Here is a 16,799-nt window from a genome sequence, read left to right on the forward strand (position 1 = left end):
AGGCTGACATGAGTTTTTCACACAAAATAAAAAAAATTACTTACGTACTTACTTCTAAAACAGCCATGTTAATTATCGGCTTTTTGGCGTTATCTTTATTAATTTGGTTTGGTGGTCCGCTTATTGCGATTGCTGACTTTATCCCTTTAGAGAGTGTAGCAGCACGGCTGTTAACTATTTTGTTTGTTATTTTAGTGTTTGCTATCACCAAAATTTATAGCTTAACACAACAAAGCAAACGCGATGAGAAAATGGCTGATGAGCTAATTGAAAGCGATGAGTCGAACAGTAACGAGGTGAATGAAGAGATCACCACGTTAAAAAATCGCATGAATGAGGCCATCAACTTACTCAAAGATGTAAAGCTATTTAAAGGTAAAAATATATATCAATTACCTTGGTATATTATGATTGGCCCGCCTGGTGCCGGTAAAACAACGGTTATTAATAACTCAGGCTTAGACTATCCGTTAAAAGATAAGTTAGGTGTTGATTTAGTCCACGGTGTAGGTGGTACACGAAATTGTGATTGGTGGTTCACTAATAAAGCCGTACTTATCGATACCGCAGGGCGATACACTACACAAAGTAGCCACGCAAAACATGACTCACGCGCATGGGAGGGCTTTTTAGGGCTTTTACGCAAGTACCGCCCTCTACGTCCTATTAACGGTGTAATGATCAGCATGGGTATTTCTGAGCTCATGAGTCAAACTAAAACAGAGCGTAACCTACATGCCCGCGCAATTAAACAGCGCTTACAAGAGTTACAAAATCAGTTGGGTATGACTTTTCCAGTGTACGTTATTCTTTCTAAAGTTGATTTAATTGAAGGGTTTAGAGAGTTTTTTGGCGAGCTTACAGAAGAGGAATGCGAGCAAGTTTGGGGTGTTACTTTTGAGCTAGACCTAGATAAAGACACTCAAGTTGAAGCGTTTAACAAAGAGTTTCACGCATTAATTTCAAAACTGACAGAAATGCTTAATCGTAGGCTGATTAACGAGCGTAATGAAGAAATACGAGCCAAAATTTTCGAATTTCCTAGACAACTTCGTGTGCTACAAGGTGTGGGCGATGCATTTTTAAAAGAAATTTTTACCCCTAACGCTTATGAAGAACTCCCTATGTTTAGGGGCGTATATTTGACCAGTGCAACTCAAGAAGGGAAGCCAGCTAGCTTTTTAAATGACGTAAACTCAGCAGATTCTAGTTATATAAATCAATCGAAAAGCTTCTTTATTAAAAATGTTTTAGAAGGTGTAATTTTCCCTGAGCAAAACCTAGCCAGCACTAACAAACATCACGATAAGCAAAACAAATGGCTCAGAGTAGGTAGTATTTCTTTAGCCAGTATTGCGGTAATTGGTTTTTCTATTTCGTGGTATTTTAGCTTTGCATGGAATAATAATTTAATGGCTGCTACAGATGAAGCCATTGAAACTTATCAGGAGCTAGATGCCGCCTCGTTTGATAGAAGCAACTTATTAGTATTAAACGACAGGCTCAATGCGCTAAGAAACTTACCAGCTAACAACCCTGCGTTAGTTGATGACGATGAATCTCAGTCAATAGGTTTTAATAAGCTTAGTGAAATTAAACAGTCATCTACACAAGCCTATAACAGGTCTCTACAAACGTATTTAGAACCCTATATCGCAAATACGTTAATTAAAGAAATGGAAGCGCACCCAGAGCACCTTAGCTATTTATACGAGACGCTAAAGTGCTATTTAATGCTATTCCAACCTGAGTACTTTGAAAGTGAAGATATTTCGGCTTGGTTTAATGCATACCTAGAAAGAAATCTACCGGGTGATAAAAATGCGCTAACTCGCGGCCAGTTAATGAACCACATTGCTGCCTTATTAGAGCTTGGTATTAGTCAAACCAAAATAGATAATCAAGCAGTGCGTATAGCTAGAGCTGAATTAACTAAGTTACCAATAGCCGAAAGGGCATACCAACGCCTACAAGCTGATTTTCTTGATAGCAGCATTCCGCCGTTTAGATTAACAGACATTATTAGTTTTGAAAGTGCGCAAAAATTCACATTCAGAAACAATGGCGAGCTGACTCGAAGTATCCCTGGTTTATATACCTTTAACGGTTTTCACGGCATTTTTAATGTTGAAAAAAGTAAAATGCTTGGAAATTTGATGGCAAGCAGCTGGGTATATGGCGAGGAAGCATCGGGCACTTATGATATTTCTAAAGAAGAGATTGAAAAGAAATTAGAGCAGCGTTATTTCCAAGATTATGTCTTCTTTTGGCAATCATTTATCGACGATTTAAGCCTTAATCAGTACAGCTCACCTGCTGAGGGGGTGAATATTACTGATGTACTTGCTGGTTCAGAAGCACCGATTAAAAACATTATTATGGCTGTGCAAAAAAATGTGCAACTAACCAAACTGCCGGTGTCAGAGAATCAAAAAGCAGCGGGTAAAGTTGCCGCTAATGCCGCTGAAATTGCAATGCAAACTAAAGCTAACAGAATTAAACGTTTTTTACCTGACGAAGCGCCTAAGTTTGACATTAAACTACCAGGTTATCAGGTTGAAGAAGCGTTTGAAGATGTTATAAATATTGATGCTCAGCAATTAGATAACATTCAGAAAAACCTCAGAGAGCTTAATGTATATCTAACTAAGCTTGATAGAGGTGATCAGTTAAAGTCATCAATAAAAGATCAAATCAGTGGAAAAAGTAAACCCAGTTTCATTCGCCAGCTTGAGTTCCAGAGCCGTGATCTACCTTACCCATTTAATAGCTGGTTATTAGATATAAGCAGAGATACCAGTAATATCACTAAAAATAGCGCTAACAGACACTTAAATGAGATTTGGAAAAGCCAAGTTTTACGTGAGTACAACGCAGCTATTGTGGGCCGATACCCTTTCTCTCCTTATGCACAAAAAGAAGTGAATATGAAAGACTTTACACGCTTCTTTGGACCCGATGGCACTATTGATAGCTTCTTCACTAACTATGTAGCGCCAAGTGTGGATATGAGTTCGAGTCCGTGGAAGTTTGAAAAAGACATTGGCATAAGCGCTGATACTTTAGCCATGTTTGAACTAGCCCATCAAATTCAAACGGTATTCTTCGATGGTGGAAGTGCAACACCTAGAATTGAGTTTGGATTAAGAACCGTTGAATTAGATCAAACTGTCTCTAAATTTAGAGTGGAAATAGATGGCCAGTCCATGTCATATCGTCATGGCCCAATCAAAATTACTAACTTTGTATGGCCAGGTTCATCAGGGCAAAGTACCACAAGAATTGAGTTTACGCCGCCAAGTGGTGGCCGCCCAATTAATACGACTTACCAAGGTGAATGGTCGCTTTATCGCATGCTAGATGAGCTAAGCGCTAAAAGAGCTAAAACACGTGAGGATTTAGAGTTACATTTTTCTCTCATGGGTAACAACGCAAAAGTTGAGCTATTGCCAAAATCAATTAGGCATCCATTTTGGAATAAAAGTGTAGAGAAGTTTTCATGTCCGACCCGATTATAAATATAGGCTACCTCGGCAAAGTCCCTAGCTTGGGGGACTTTGTTCAAGACAGCGTTTCGAAAGAATTTTCAGAGCACTGGGAGCAATGGCTGCAAGCAGCTATTGCTGTAAGCAAGGAACAGTTAGGCGACAATTGGCAAGATAACTACCTAACAGGTCCTGTATGGCATTTTGCTTTATCGCCGAATATTGTTGGCGATAAAGGCGTAATGGGAACCCTATTACCGAGTATGGATGCAGTAGGGCGCCATTACCCATTTACAGTGGCCAGTACATTAGAAGTTGCGCCGATAGAAGTATTAAATTCGGGCGTTTTCTCCTTAGAGTACGAAGACACTGTACTTAAAGTGCTCGATAGCTCTGTTGACCTTTTTACGTGGAGAAAAGACGTTGCTAAATCGATAAGCACCCTTATAGCGCCTAAAAAGCAGCTTAGTATTTCTCCCTCTAGTGACAAAAATAAAGAGGGTGAAGCATTTGAGTTCTCAGGTGATGAGCTATCAAGTGATGTTTTAAAAGACGCCCTACATGCACTTTTATATAAAAAGCATGGTGATTATAGTGTTTGGTGGACACACGGTTCATGCAATATAAAGCCTATGATGCTTGTTACTTCAGGACTGCCGCCTGTTAACCAAGTTGCTGCTATGTTAGATGGTCGATGGAAACATTGGGAATGGAATTACACACAGGTAAAAAATAGTGATTAGCAATTTAAGCACAAGTTACGCAATAACTCATCGCGGTGCAGTTAGGCAATTAAATGAAGACTCTCATGTTGAAATTAATAGCCATAACTTATGGGTAGTAGCTGATGGAATGGGTGGACATGAAGCGGGTGAAGTTGCAAGCCAACTAGTCGTAGATGTTATTAGAGCAAAAGTTGAAGAAAAGACACTAGCTACGCTTAGCGTTTCTCATATTGTTTCAGCTATTGAAGATGCAAATCGCCAATTAAATGATTACAGCGCTCAGTACTTAGGAAGTAAAACGGCGGGCAGTACAGTAACCGTCTTATTTATAAAAGATAATCAATATTACGTTTTGTGGGTAGGTGATAGCCGGGCATACATGCTGCGAAATGGCCAATTACAGCAAGTATCGCGGGATCATAGCCAAGTAAATGACCTTATCGATGAGGGCGTAATTTCAGTCGAGGAAGCAAAAACGCACCCTCTTTCGAATGTGATTACCCGTGCAGTGGGCGTTACAGACGAAGTTAAAGTAGATGTAGTACAAGGTGAAGTAAATACTAATGATATTTTCTTACTTTGTTCAGATGGCTTAACAGGCGAATTGTCTGATGAAGAAATATGTTTGTCATTAGAACCTAATAGTATTATTGATTCAGGTATGGCGCTAATGCATTCTTCTTTAGTTAGAGGTGCACGCGATAATGTTACCTGTATTATAATTAAATATGGCCATGAAAATTTTAGTAGCAAATCGGAAACATACAAAATTCAAGATGAAGCTACAATTCCACTTTTTACTAAATAATTATTTATTACTAATTATATAATTTTAAGTGTTAATTTATTTATATTGAAAGTTTATTGTTTATATATTTGCAATTATTTTGGTTTAAACACAATTGTAACTAGGCTTGTATTTTAATATAAAGAATGTAATATGAAATCCGCTCCGCTTTATTGGAGTTTTATGGATAATTATTAGGACGACGGAATGTTTGTATTTGAAGAGTATATTTCCCCTATTTCTGAAACTGAGATCGCAGGTTTAGACCCTCGCTCGGATGTTTCACCTACGTCGACTTATTACGCCTTAAAAGATTTAAGAAACCAACTTCGTGCCGCTGAAAGAAACGCGTTAGTAGACGAAGAAGGTATTTCATCACTTGCTCGCGACTGGTTACCTTTATTAGAGCAATGCAGTAGCGCAATTAAATCACAAAGCAAAGACATTGAGTATTTAGCATGGTTTATTGAAGCTTTATGCCGAATTCACGGTTTTAAAGGGCTTGCCTTTGGCTTTAAAGTGGCTAGCCACTTATTAGATAATTATTTCGACTCGCTATACCCTACCCTCGATGCAGACGATGAAATTTCAGACAAAGTATCGGCTCTTGGCGGATTAAATGGCTCCGCAGGTGAGGGGACTCTTATTATCCCCATCAAAAGCATACTGTTAACTGACAGTGTTAGCTTAGACCCTTTTACATTTTGGGAATATCAGCAAGGTTATGATATTTCAAGGTTAAATGATGAGAAAAGAGAGAAAAAACTAGCACAAGGCGCGGTCGATTTTGAATTAATTGAAAAAAGCGCTGCGGAGACAAGCACTGAATTTTTTGTCAACTTAAAGCAAGATATAGAAGAGGCAATTACTGAATTTGCCCAGCTTAGCGATGTGATGGATAAAGTGACGGGGCAGCCGCAACCTACCTCAAATATTAAACAAGCGCTTGAAGTAAGTTTGGCAGCCGTTAACCACATTGCAGCGGATAAACTTGTTGCAGCTGAACAGGCTCTCATCTCTGAGCAAACGCAAGAGCAACTCACTCAAAACGATGAAGAGCAAGATGCTATTGAAGCGCCTAAAAAGGCCATTAACCAAGCAATTGATTCTCGTGAGAATGCGATAAATAAGCTTAAAGAAATAGCGGCGTTTTTTAGAAAAACCGAACCGCATTCTCCAATGTCATACACGATAGAACAAGTGATTCGATGGAGCGAATTATCGCTGCCTGAATTATTAAATGAATTAATAACAGATAGTGATGCTAGGACCGGGTACTTTAAGTTGTCTGGCATTAAGATCAGCGAAACTGAAACATAAGTAAAAGGAGTTCTCTATGAGTATCCATGATAAATTAAAACGAGTACGTAAGCCTCGCGTTCACATCACTTATGATGTTGAAACTGAAGGGACTGCGGTAAAAAAAGAATTACCATTTGTTGTTGGTGTAATGGGTGATTTTTCAGGTGATAACACTGAAGCATTAAAACCATTAAAAGACAGACGCTTTATTCAAATTGACCGCGAAAACTTTAACGATGTTTTAAAACGCATGAGCCCTTCATTAAAACTTGTTGTAGAAAATACACTGAGCGATGATGACTCTGAGTTTGAAGTTAACCTTAGCTTTAAATCAATCGATGACTTTGAGCCTGCAGCAGTTGTTAATCAGGTAGAACCATTACGTAAGCTAATGGAAACACGTAATAAATTACGCGATTTAATGACTAAGATTGACCGTTCAGAAGAGCTTGAAAATGTTTTAGAAGAAGTATTAAGCAATACTTCAAGCCTTGATTCTATTGCTAAGGAACTTAAGCTAGAGGAGACTGAAAAATGAGTGCAGAGCAACTAAGTACTGAATTAGAGTCAACAGCTGAGGCAAGCTCATCGTTATTAGAGCAAGCAATTGGCGCCACTAAGCAAACTGATGCAAGTCGTGCAGAAGAACTACTTAAAACATTAACTGAAGAGGCATTAAAAGGCACAGTTCAATGGAATAAAAACATGACTGTGACGTTTAATGAAGCAATTCAATTAATCGATCAGAAAATCTCAAAGCAGCTTAGTGTTGTTATGCACAGCGAAGAGTTTCAAAAGTTAGAAGGTTCTTGGCGTGGTTTGCACCACCTTGTAATGAATTCTGAAACCAGCTCAACGCTTAAAATTCGTGTTTTAAACATGAAGAAAAAAGAACTACATAAAGATTTAAGCAAAGCAGTTGAGTTTGACCAAAGCCAAACATTTAAAAAGATTTACGAGTCTGAATTTGGTACTCCTGGTGGCGAACCTTATGGCACAATTGTGGGTGACTTTGAATTTACTAACCACCCAGAAGATGTGGAAACGTTAAGCCTAATGTCGAATGTGGCAGCAGCTGGTTTCTGTCCATTTATTGCCGCTTCTTCACCGTCTTTATTCGGGTTTGATAACTGGGAAGAGTTGACTAAACCTCGTGATTTAGAAAAAGTGTTTGAATCATTAGAGTACACAAAATGGCGCTCGTTCAGAGACAGCGATGATTCACGTTTTGTATCGCTAACTATGCCTCGCTTCTTATCACGTTTACCTTACGGTGCAGCTTCTAAACCTGTAGAAGAGTTTAACTATGAAGAGTTTGAAGTTGAACCAAAAGCAGGCCGTTCAGTAAGCACTGATAATAGCGACTACTGCTGGAGTAATGCAGCTTACGCAATGGCCACTAATATGACCAAAGCGTTTTCGCAATACGGTTTTTGTACTGCGATACGTGGTGCTGAAGGTGGCGGTAAAGTTGAAGGCCTACCAACGCATATTTTCACAAGTGATGATGGCGATCCGGATCTTAAATGCCCAACAGAAATTGGCATAACAGACCGTCGTGAAGCTGAGCTAAGTAAACTTGGTTTCTTACCTCTGTGTCATTACAAAAATACCGATTACGCTGTTTTCTTTGGTGGCCAAAGCTGTCAAAAACCACAAATATATTCAACGCCTGATGCAACAGCTAATGCTGCAATTTCAGCTCGCTTACCTTACTTAATGGCGACGTCTCGTTTTGCACATTACTTAAAAGTGATGGCGCGCGATAAAATTGGTAGCTTTATGGAAGCGGAAGATGTTGAGTCATGGTTAAACCGTTGGATTCTATCGTATGTAAATGCGACCGAGGGTGGTGGCCAAGATATTAGAGCACGTTACCCATTAGCCGATGCAAAAGTATCAGTTAAAGAAATACCAGGTCAGCCAGGCGCTTATAACGCAGTGGCATGGTTACGACCTTGGCTACAAATGGAAGAGCTTACCTCTTCATTACGTCTTGTAGCTAAAATTCCAGAGATTGGTTAATTAACTAGTCTTTAGCGTTAAGGATAATGCAGTAAAATGAATCACGAAGAGTTTTCATTTATAAATCAAGACTACGCTTTTCACCAAAAGTCGCAGTCTAGAATTAGCGATAATGATGCTTTGCTTGATAGGTTTTTGAACGAAAAAAACTTAGACAAGGCACTGTTATTGTGGCTTGAAGGCTCTTCTGATTCTCCTATCTCTTGGACAAAAGAATCGCTTGGTCCTTATTTACAACGAATTATTGTTGAACTTGATCAGCTAATTTCTCAACAGCTAAATGGCATTATTCATGCTACACGATTTCAAAAGTTAGAAGCCAGCTGGCGTAACTTATGGTGGTTGACCCTCCAAACAGAGCAATACGACAAAGAAAATAAAGTAAAAATAAAAGTATTAAACTGTGATTGGGCAACCCTCTCTAAAGATGTAAACAAAGCGATAGATTTCGACCAAAGTTACTTTTTTCAGTTACTCTATCAAAGTGAATTTGATAGTGCCGGTGGCGAGCCTTTTGGTGTAGTAATTGGCGATTACGAAATTAGTAATATGTCATCTAATGGCACTATTTATAACGATATTGATACTATTAAAGAAATCTCGCGCACTGCAGCTGCTGCATTCTCACCATTTATATGTTCAGCGTCTCCAAACCTTTTTGGCGCAGATAACTTTTCTGATCTAGGGTACTACGCAGATTTATTCAATCAATTTGAGCAACCTGAATATGTAAAATGGCAAAGCTTTAGAGCAATGGAAGAGGCACGCTTTGTTGGTTTAACGTTACCGCACGTTTTAGTCAGAGCACCCTACAGTAACGATGGTAAACGCCATCAAGACTTTTATTTTAAAGAACAAATAAAAAACCCCGAAACAGATATGTTATGGGGTAATGCTGCGTTTCAGTTTGTATCAACAATAATTAGGGCTTACTGTGATAGCGGATGGTTTGGGCACATTAGAGGGATAGAGCCTGGTAAAGTGTCAAAAGGGTTAGTCACAGGGCTTGCAAAAGACAGCTTTGCAAACGATACCTACCAAAAAGAAGCTAAACCGCCATTGGATTTATTAGTAACAAGTAAATTTGAAAAGCAGTTCTCTGAACTTGGATTTATTCCAACGTCATCAGTGACTAATACTGAACATATTGTTTTTTATAGTAATGCATCGGTACAAAAAGCAAAAAATTACGAATCCAGTGCAGCTAATATAAATGCACGCCTTTCATCTATGTTGCAATACATTTTATGTGTATCTCGCTTTGCACATTATTTAAAAATACTTGCCCGCGATAGAGTCGGTTCATACATAAATGCGCATGCGTGCGAGCGCGACTTACAGTCGTGGATCAATAATTATACAACGGCGTCAGACTCAGCATCTGAGCAAATCAGAAGTAAATATCCACTGAGTAATGCGCGCATAAAAGTAAGTGAAAACAAAGCAAATCCAGGTCACTTTTTTTCTGTTTTACAACTACAACCCCATTTTCAATTAGATCAAATGGTCTCGAGCATTAAATTAATAACAGAGCTCAGTCCTCACCACAAAATAAAGGAATAACCATGAAGAAAATACATAGCTTGATTCGCGAGGGAAAACTAACTGAAGCACTATCTTTGTGTGCTACAGAGCTTCAAGATGAGCCTTTAAATTTTGATATAAGAAGTATCTATTCAGAATTACTTTGCATAAATGGTGATCTAGAAAAAGCAGACAAACAACTCGACTTTATGGTTCAAAAAAATCCTGAGTTTGCTGTAGGTGCTGTAAATCTTAGACATTTGATCCGTGCTCAGCAATCACGAATAGACTTTTACCAAGGTAAAGGAATCCCTAAATTATTTCATGATGCTGATGAGATAGACACGCTGTTTTTAAAAATGCATGTGGCATTGCTAGAGGGCGAAATAGACGAAGCTGCTGAGCTTTCTGCGCAAATGGAAACGTTAAGAGTTACAACGTTAAGTGATGCAGAGTCAGTGGCACGCGATTTGGACGATACATTAAACCCTTATTTAGAAGTACTAGGCACAAATGGCGAATTTTACTTGGCAAATTTTGATGAAATTGAGTCGATAAAAGTAGAGCCTGTAAGTTCAGTATTAGAAAGCATTTGGCTACGCGTTGAAATAACGATTAAAGAAGGCCCTTCAGGCACTGCACATTTACCGCTTGTCTATGCCAATGCTGAATCGGATCTTGAAAAATTAGGTCAGGTTTCGGACTGGGTTGAACTCAAAGATGAATTCATTATTGGTAAAGGCAAGAAAATGTTGTTTGTAAATGATGAAGCCATCACAATTCCTAATTTAAAAATTAATGCTGTAGAAGCAGCATAATTTATATTTGAGCAATAATGATAGAACATAAGCAGCAGCTTCAAGCATCTATTTTAGATAGGCTCATTGATGATGAGCCTGACTTTCAAGATGCACCATCGCGTACCGAAGGGATCACTATAAGTGAGCTACGTAAAAATGTGCGCAGAGATATAGAAGCACTGCTTAACGCCCGAATTCAATGGCATACGTGGCCTACACAATATAGTGAGCTTGCTACATCGTGTTTATCGTACGGTTTACCCGATTTTTCAAGTATGTCGGTCAGTTCTCACGAAGGTCGAGCACTGCTATGCGAGACAGTTAGAAACACTATTTTAAAATTTGAGCCACGATTTTTAGAAGTTGAAGTATTTACTGATGAAGAAGTACCGGTTAATCGCGTTTTAAACTTGCGTATTAATGCGCTTTTATACGCTGATCCTGAGCCAGAATTTATAAGCTTTGATTCTGAGGTAGAGCCCGTAAATTTAGGTATGAAGATTATTGAGGCATCATTATGAACGATGAATTATTAAAATATTACAATCGTGAATTAGCATTTGTGCGTCATTTAGGTAAAGACTTTGCTGAGAAATACCCAAAAGTAGCTGGGCGTTTAAAGCTTAGTGAAGATCATGTTGAAGACCCTCATGTATCACGGCTTATTGAATCGTTTGCATTTTTAACAGCCAATATTAGACAAAAGCTAGATGACAGTTTTCCTGAATTAACGGATGCTTTATTAGGGCAGATGCTACCAGATTATCAGGCACCTATCCCTTCTATGTCGATTGTAAAATTAGAAGCCGAAAACCTTTCAACCGCGGGTGTTGTCATCCCAAGAGCAAGTGAAGTTGAAACTAACGTTGATTCTATGAAGCAATGTAAGTTTCAAACCTGTTACGAAACCTACCTTTGGCCCATTGAAATTACTAAAGCCCAGTTTGATAACAGCCCTTTTGTAGCGCCTAAGCCGCGTTGGCATGAAAAGGCAAAGTCTATATTTAAGTTAGAGCTAACCGGTGAATACAAGGGCGTTTCGCTTGGAGAAACTGGTTTAGAAAAACTTCGCGTATATATAAACGGGCAGTGGCACCATACTCTTAAAGTGTATGAACTGTTATTTAAACACAGCATTGGTATAGCCATAGATAATGGCGAAGAAGGCATTAAATACCTATCAAAAAACCAATTAAAAGCGGTCGGGTTTGAAACACACGAAGCGGTTGTGCCTTACTCTCAGCGCTCTGCTGCCGGTTATCGTTTATTGGTTGAAAACTTTACTTTTCCTGAAAAGTTTCGTTTTTTTGAACTTGAAGGTATACGCGGCGCATTACCTAAAAACTCCAACAAATGTGATATCTATATATACCTTGATATTGAGTCAAGTGAGCTTGAGAAACAGGTTGATGAGGATATGTTTTTACTCGGGTGCACGCCAATAATTAACTTATTTGAACAAGAACTTGAGCCAATTCGCCCTGAGATAAGTGAATACGAGTATCAACTTGCACCGCGTTATATGGACTCAGAAATTTCTGAAGTGATTGGTATTTCAGAGGTTATAGCGTTTGATCATAAAGGTAATAAACAAGTCGTTGCGCCATTTTATGGTCAAACTCATCCAAATTATCAAGGTCACGAAGACCTATTTTGGCATATAAGAAGAGAAACAGCGTCGTGGGCGGGCGGTTATGTAGAGTCTGGCACCGAGACATTTATGTCATTGGTAGATGCCAAATTTGAAAACAGCGCTATGGAATATGGTGAAGGTAACTCTGTACTCACTGTACGCGCACATTGTAGCAACCGTAATTTACCTGCGAGTATGCCATTTGGCGACGATGAGCTTGGATTACTAATGCCAGAGCGCGGCGATGTAATTAAAAAAATTCGTTGTTTAGCGCCTTTTACACATGCAGTTAGACCCGTATTAGCCGATGCAACGCGCTGGCAGCTTGTTAATCATTTAACACTCGATACGTTTAGCGGTGAAGATGCGTGTAATAAATTAAAAGAAGTACTTCGTCTGTATGACTTTAGAGCATCGCCTCAAACCAAAGGGCTAATAGATAATATATATCGCGTTAGTATTGAGCCTGCAACCGCGCGTGTTATTCAAAAAGGCAGGGTAAGTTTTGTAACTGGCAGCGAGATAGAAATTACTTTTGCTAACGATGATTTTTCGGGCAGTGGCATGTTCTTTTTTGCCGCAGTGTTGGATCATTTCTTTGCTCAGTTTGCCGCTATAAATAGTTACACACGTTTGAGCTTGCGTTTAAAAGAGCAAGAGCAAATATATTATCAGTGGCCTGCGCGCGTAGGTGATAGACCACTACTATGATAAAGCAACTGATTGCCCAAGCTTCTCAAGTCGATTTTTATAAAGCGGTTTTCATTATTGAAAACCAGCTTAAAAAGCGTGGCTTAGATTATCGCCACGTCGGTTACGATAGCAACCCAAAGCAAGAACTAATAAAATTTACGGCCACACAAAAGTTTGGCTACCCAGGAAATGCAATTACTAAGCTAGAAGAAACTGGCTTTGAAGATGGTCTGCACAAGGTCAATATGCAGGTTTCATTTATGGGGTTAACTGGCTGCTCTGGTGCATTACCGCAATTTTATAGTGAACTGGTTATGCAAAGGCTGCGCTATAAAGACACGACCATGCGCGATTTTTACGACATGTTTAATCATCGTCTGATCTCTTTGTATTACCGAGCTTGGAAAAAATATAAGCCTTCATTAAACCATGTAAACAATGACAAAAATAAAGACCCATATACCAAAATATTGGGGCTATTAAGTGGTGGCTATAATGAGCATCAGTTGCATTTTTCGGGTTTGTACAGTCGAAAAATTCGTAACGCATTTGATTTACAAAGTGTGCTTAGCTCATACCTAGGTTGCGAAGTAAAAATAAAACAAATGGTTGGTCAATGGCATGAACTTCACCAACAAGAGCAAACACGCCTTGCAAGCCAAGTATTATTTGAAGGTCAGCATGCGCAGCTAGGTGTAGATACCATGCTAGGTAAAAAGGTTTGGGATGTCTCTTCTAATATTGAAGTGCATATAAAATCATACGATCCAAAAAAAGCAAAACTTCTTTTACCCAAAGGGGCTTTGTTTGAACTCGCAAACAAAATTACTAAAGACTACGTTGGAAACTCAATTCAGTTCCGCTTAGTTATTGAAACTGACTTTCAGCATTTAGGCGCCGCTCAGCTGGCTAAGAATGACTGCCAATTAGGCGCAAATTCTTTTTTAGCGGTACAAAATAACAAATCAAAATCTAACCCTACTAAGTTATCGTTTAAGGGATAATTAAAATTAAAAGGAACACTGTATGTCTTCGATGACACTCAATAAATTAGTTGAAAAACTAAGCCCTGATTGCAGAAAAAGCCTAGAGGCGGCGGTTGCAATTTGTAATAGCAGAAGCCACTTTACAGTGGAGCTTGAACATTGGTTACTTGCCATGATTGAGCAGCAACTAGATGATGTTAGACTTATTTTTGGCTCTTTTGACATTGATATTGAAAAAGTAAAACAAGACTTAAATCAATCTTTAGAAGCGTTTAAAACCGGTAGTGAGTCATCACCTAGTTTATCTGTACATGTTACTAGCTTATTAAAGCAATCTTGGTTAAGTACCAGTATTGAGTATACAGATAATCAAATTCGCAGTGCCTACGTTATTTATACGCTTGTAAAAGACGATACCTTATCGAGCTTAGTAACCCGTTGCAGTAAGTTATTTAATAAAATAGAGCCAGGGCAGTTACTTCATGCGTGGCCGGAAATAGTTGCTCAATCGCAAGAGCGCAATCACTCAGTACAAAACACGCCTAGCCAATCGGCTACAAACTCTAAAACCCCGAGCCTTGACCAATTTACTGTTGATTTAACTGCTCAAGCAAAAGCCGGAAAAATAGATCCCATTTTAGGACGCGACTTCGAAATTCGCCAGATGGTGGATATTTTGACCAGGCGCCGTCAAAACAACCCTATTTTAACCGGTGAAGCGGGTGTAGGTAAAACAGCCGTAGTTGAAGGCTTAGCTTTAAGAATTGCACAAAAAGATGTACCGGCCGTGCTGCAGAATGTGAAAATTCACAGCTTAGATTTAGCACTATTACAAGCTGGCGCAGGTATGAAAGGCGAGTTTGAAAATCGTCTTAAATCATTAATTAACGAAGTGAAAAATTCAGTTAACCCGGTTATTTTATTTATTGATGAAGCTCATACAATGATTGGTAGCGGTGGAGCCGCAGGCCAAAACGATGCTGCTAACTTATTAAAACCGGCACTTGCTCGTGGCGAACTTAGAACCATTGCTGCTACAACGTGGGCTGAATATAAAAAGTTTTTTGAAAAAGATGCAGCTCTAACACGCCGCTTCCAAGTGGTAAAAGTAGAAGAGCCAACGCCAGAAAAAGCAGTGGCTATGTTACGTGGTTTAGTGCCCGTAATGGAAAAACACCACAAAGTATTTATTTCTGAACAAGCACTCGAAAGTGCAGTGCACTTATCGCATCGCTATATTACGGCAAGGCAACTACCCGATAAAGCGGTGGCATTATTAGATACAGCCTGCGCGCGGGTGGCAATGAGCCAAGCATCTACACCAAACACTATAGAGCAACTTGTAAATCGATTAAGCGAAATAGAAACACAAGTGCAGATGCTACACCGTGAACAAAAAACAGGTTTAGATCATTCAGTGCAACTAGATACACTTAAAACTGAACTTGTAACTATTGAAGAGCAGTTAGCGCCGTTAACTGAGCAATTTAAAGTAGAAAAAGAAATTGTAGCTGAGCTTAATCAGGCACTCGAGTCTATTAACTCAGAACAAGAAAATTCATCAGATGAAATTTTAGCCAATCTTAAGCAGAGTAAAGAAAAGTTAACTGCTTTTGAACATAATATGGTTCATTGGCAAGTGGATGAAGAGCTTATTGCACAGGTTATATCAGATTGGACTGGCATACCTGTAGGTAAAATGCACGAAGATGAAATACATGGCATTTTAAACCTTGCACAGCAAATGAAAAAACGTGTTGTAGGGCAAGACCATGGGTTAGATTTAATCGCTAAGGTAGTGCAAACATCTCGCGCCCAACTAGCAGATGAAAGCCGACCTAACGGCATTTTTATGTTGGCAGGTCCAAGTGGTGTAGGTAAAACCGAGACTGCACTTTCGCTTGCACAAGAAGTGTATGGCAGTGAAGAAAATGTCACCATTATTAATATGTCTGAGTTCAAAGAAGAGCACAAAGTATCACTACTGCTTGGTTCACCTCCTGGGTATGTAGGTTATGGCGAAGGTGGCATATTAACCGAAGCCGTAAGAAGAAAACCGTACAGCGTAGTATTGCTCGATGAAATGGAAAAAGCTCACCCTGGTGTACAAGATATTTTCTATCAAGTGTTTGATAAAGGTACAATTAAAGACGGTGAAGGCCGTGATATCGACTTCAAAAATACAATCATTATTATGACCTCTAATGTGGGAACTGATACCACCATGAGTTTATTTGAAGACGAAGAAAGTAAACCTAGTATCAAAGGTTTATTAAAAGCATTACAAGATGATTTACTCGCATCATTTAAACCTGCTTTTTTAGGGCGTATTAATGTAATACCTTACATTCCACTAAGTGACGATATTCTTACAGAAATTGCATCACTACAAATTGATAAAATAATTAAACGCGTTAATAAGCATTACGATGCTGAGCTTAAATATGAAAATGACGTAATAGAATATATTATTGATAATTGTCAAAATGCAGGGTCCGGTGCTAGGAACATTCATACCATTTTGCAAAATAAATTATTGCCTTTGTTGTCGGAAGTTTTACTTTCTAGCATGATTGATGACAAAAAAATAAATAGTATATCGCTATCGGTTAAAGATAATGAATTTAATATTGAGTTAAATTAAAGTTTATTTAATTTAACTTAGTATTAAGGTTGTTTCTTTATTTTTAGGGTATTATAATTTTGGTGCCTTAAATCACTACATGGAATTTTGAGACATTGTCTTCATCTAAGGAAAGGAATCTGAAGGCCTTTTCATTGCTGTATTAAAGATAATGATTTCAAAGGAATTTTTGGGAAACCAAAGTAAATAATCCAG

The 16,799-nt window shown here is 38.7% G+C and carries 12 protein-coding genes; all 12 read left to right on the top strand.

Translation table 11 applies throughout. The features are described 5' to 3' along the window. Positions 1-8 precede the first annotated feature (8 nt). The 12 genes from tssM to tssH all read left to right on the top strand — a co-directional run bounded on the left by tssM (position 9) and on the right by tssH (position 16,604). On the top strand, positions 9-3,518 hold the full coding sequence (tssM, locus tag PSH54_RS01305; RefSeq protein ID WP_273605261.1) for a type VI secretion system membrane subunit TssM: 3,510 nt from the start codon (positions 9-11) through the stop codon (positions 3,516-3,518). After that, positions 3,500-4,228, top strand: coding sequence for a type VI secretion system-associated protein TagF (gene tagF / locus PSH54_RS01310; protein ID WP_024032881.1), 729 nt, complete (start codon positions 3,500-3,502; stop codon positions 4,226-4,228). The genes tssM and tagF overlap by 19 nt, the downstream gene beginning before the upstream one ends. Further along, positions 4,221-5,018, top strand: a complete 798-nt coding sequence (locus tag PSH54_RS01315; protein ID WP_273605263.1) for a PP2C family protein-serine/threonine phosphatase — start codon at positions 4,221-4,223, stop codon at positions 5,016-5,018. The genes tagF and PSH54_RS01315 overlap by 8 nt, the downstream gene beginning before the upstream one ends. 186 nt (positions 5,019-5,204) lie before the next feature. Beyond that, positions 5,205-6,317, top strand: coding sequence for a type VI secretion system protein TssA (gene tssA, locus PSH54_RS01320; protein ID WP_273605264.1), 1,113 nt, complete (start codon positions 5,205-5,207; stop codon positions 6,315-6,317). Positions 6,318-6,333: 16 nt separating this feature from the next. Next, the gene (gene tssB, locus PSH54_RS01325) at positions 6,334-6,837 is read left to right on the top strand and encodes a type VI secretion system contractile sheath small subunit (RefSeq protein WP_024032878.1); all 504 of its coding nucleotides are present in this window, start codon (positions 6,334-6,336) and stop codon (positions 6,835-6,837) included. Continuing rightward, complete coding sequence (gene tssC, locus PSH54_RS01330; RefSeq protein WP_024032877.1) at positions 6,834-8,324, top strand: type VI secretion system contractile sheath large subunit; 1,491 nt, start codon at positions 6,834-6,836, stop codon at positions 8,322-8,324. Before tssB ends, tssC (PSH54_RS01330) begins: the two co-directional genes overlap by 4 nt. 36 nt (positions 8,325-8,360) lie before the next feature. Next, positions 8,361-9,887, top strand: coding sequence for a type VI secretion system contractile sheath large subunit (gene tssC, locus PSH54_RS01335; RefSeq protein WP_273605265.1), 1,527 nt, complete (start codon positions 8,361-8,363; stop codon positions 9,885-9,887). A 2-nt stretch (positions 9,888-9,889) separates the two neighbouring features. Beyond that, entirely contained in the window at positions 9,890-10,666 is a 777-nt protein-coding gene (locus PSH54_RS01340) for a type VI secretion system accessory protein TagJ (protein WP_273605266.1), read from the top strand. Positions 10,667-10,683: 17 nt separating this feature from the next. Beyond that, on the top strand, positions 10,684-11,169 hold the full coding sequence (gene tssE / locus PSH54_RS01345; protein WP_064387136.1) for a type VI secretion system baseplate subunit TssE: 486 nt from the start codon (positions 10,684-10,686) through the stop codon (positions 11,167-11,169). After that, positions 11,166-12,992 (top strand): type VI secretion system baseplate subunit TssF, encoded by a 1,827-nt coding sequence (gene tssF / locus PSH54_RS01350; RefSeq protein ID WP_273605267.1) that lies wholly within the window; start codon positions 11,166-11,168, stop codon positions 12,990-12,992. The genes tssE and tssF overlap by 4 nt, the downstream gene beginning before the upstream one ends. Beyond that, positions 12,989-13,978 (top strand): type VI secretion system baseplate subunit TssG, encoded by a 990-nt coding sequence (tssG, locus tag PSH54_RS01355; protein WP_273605268.1) that lies wholly within the window; start codon positions 12,989-12,991, stop codon positions 13,976-13,978. The genes tssF and tssG overlap by 4 nt, the downstream gene beginning before the upstream one ends. A gap of 22 nt (positions 13,979-14,000) precedes the next feature. Further along, complete coding sequence (gene tssH / locus PSH54_RS01360; protein ID WP_273605269.1) at positions 14,001-16,604, top strand: type VI secretion system ATPase TssH; 2,604 nt, start codon at positions 14,001-14,003, stop codon at positions 16,602-16,604. Positions 16,605-16,799: the final 195 nt, after the last annotated feature.

Origin of the sequence: Pseudoalteromonas sp. Angola-30 (assembly GCF_028599215.1) — a bacterium.
Lineage (GTDB): Bacteria > Pseudomonadota > Gammaproteobacteria > Enterobacterales > Alteromonadaceae > Pseudoalteromonas > Pseudoalteromonas atlantica.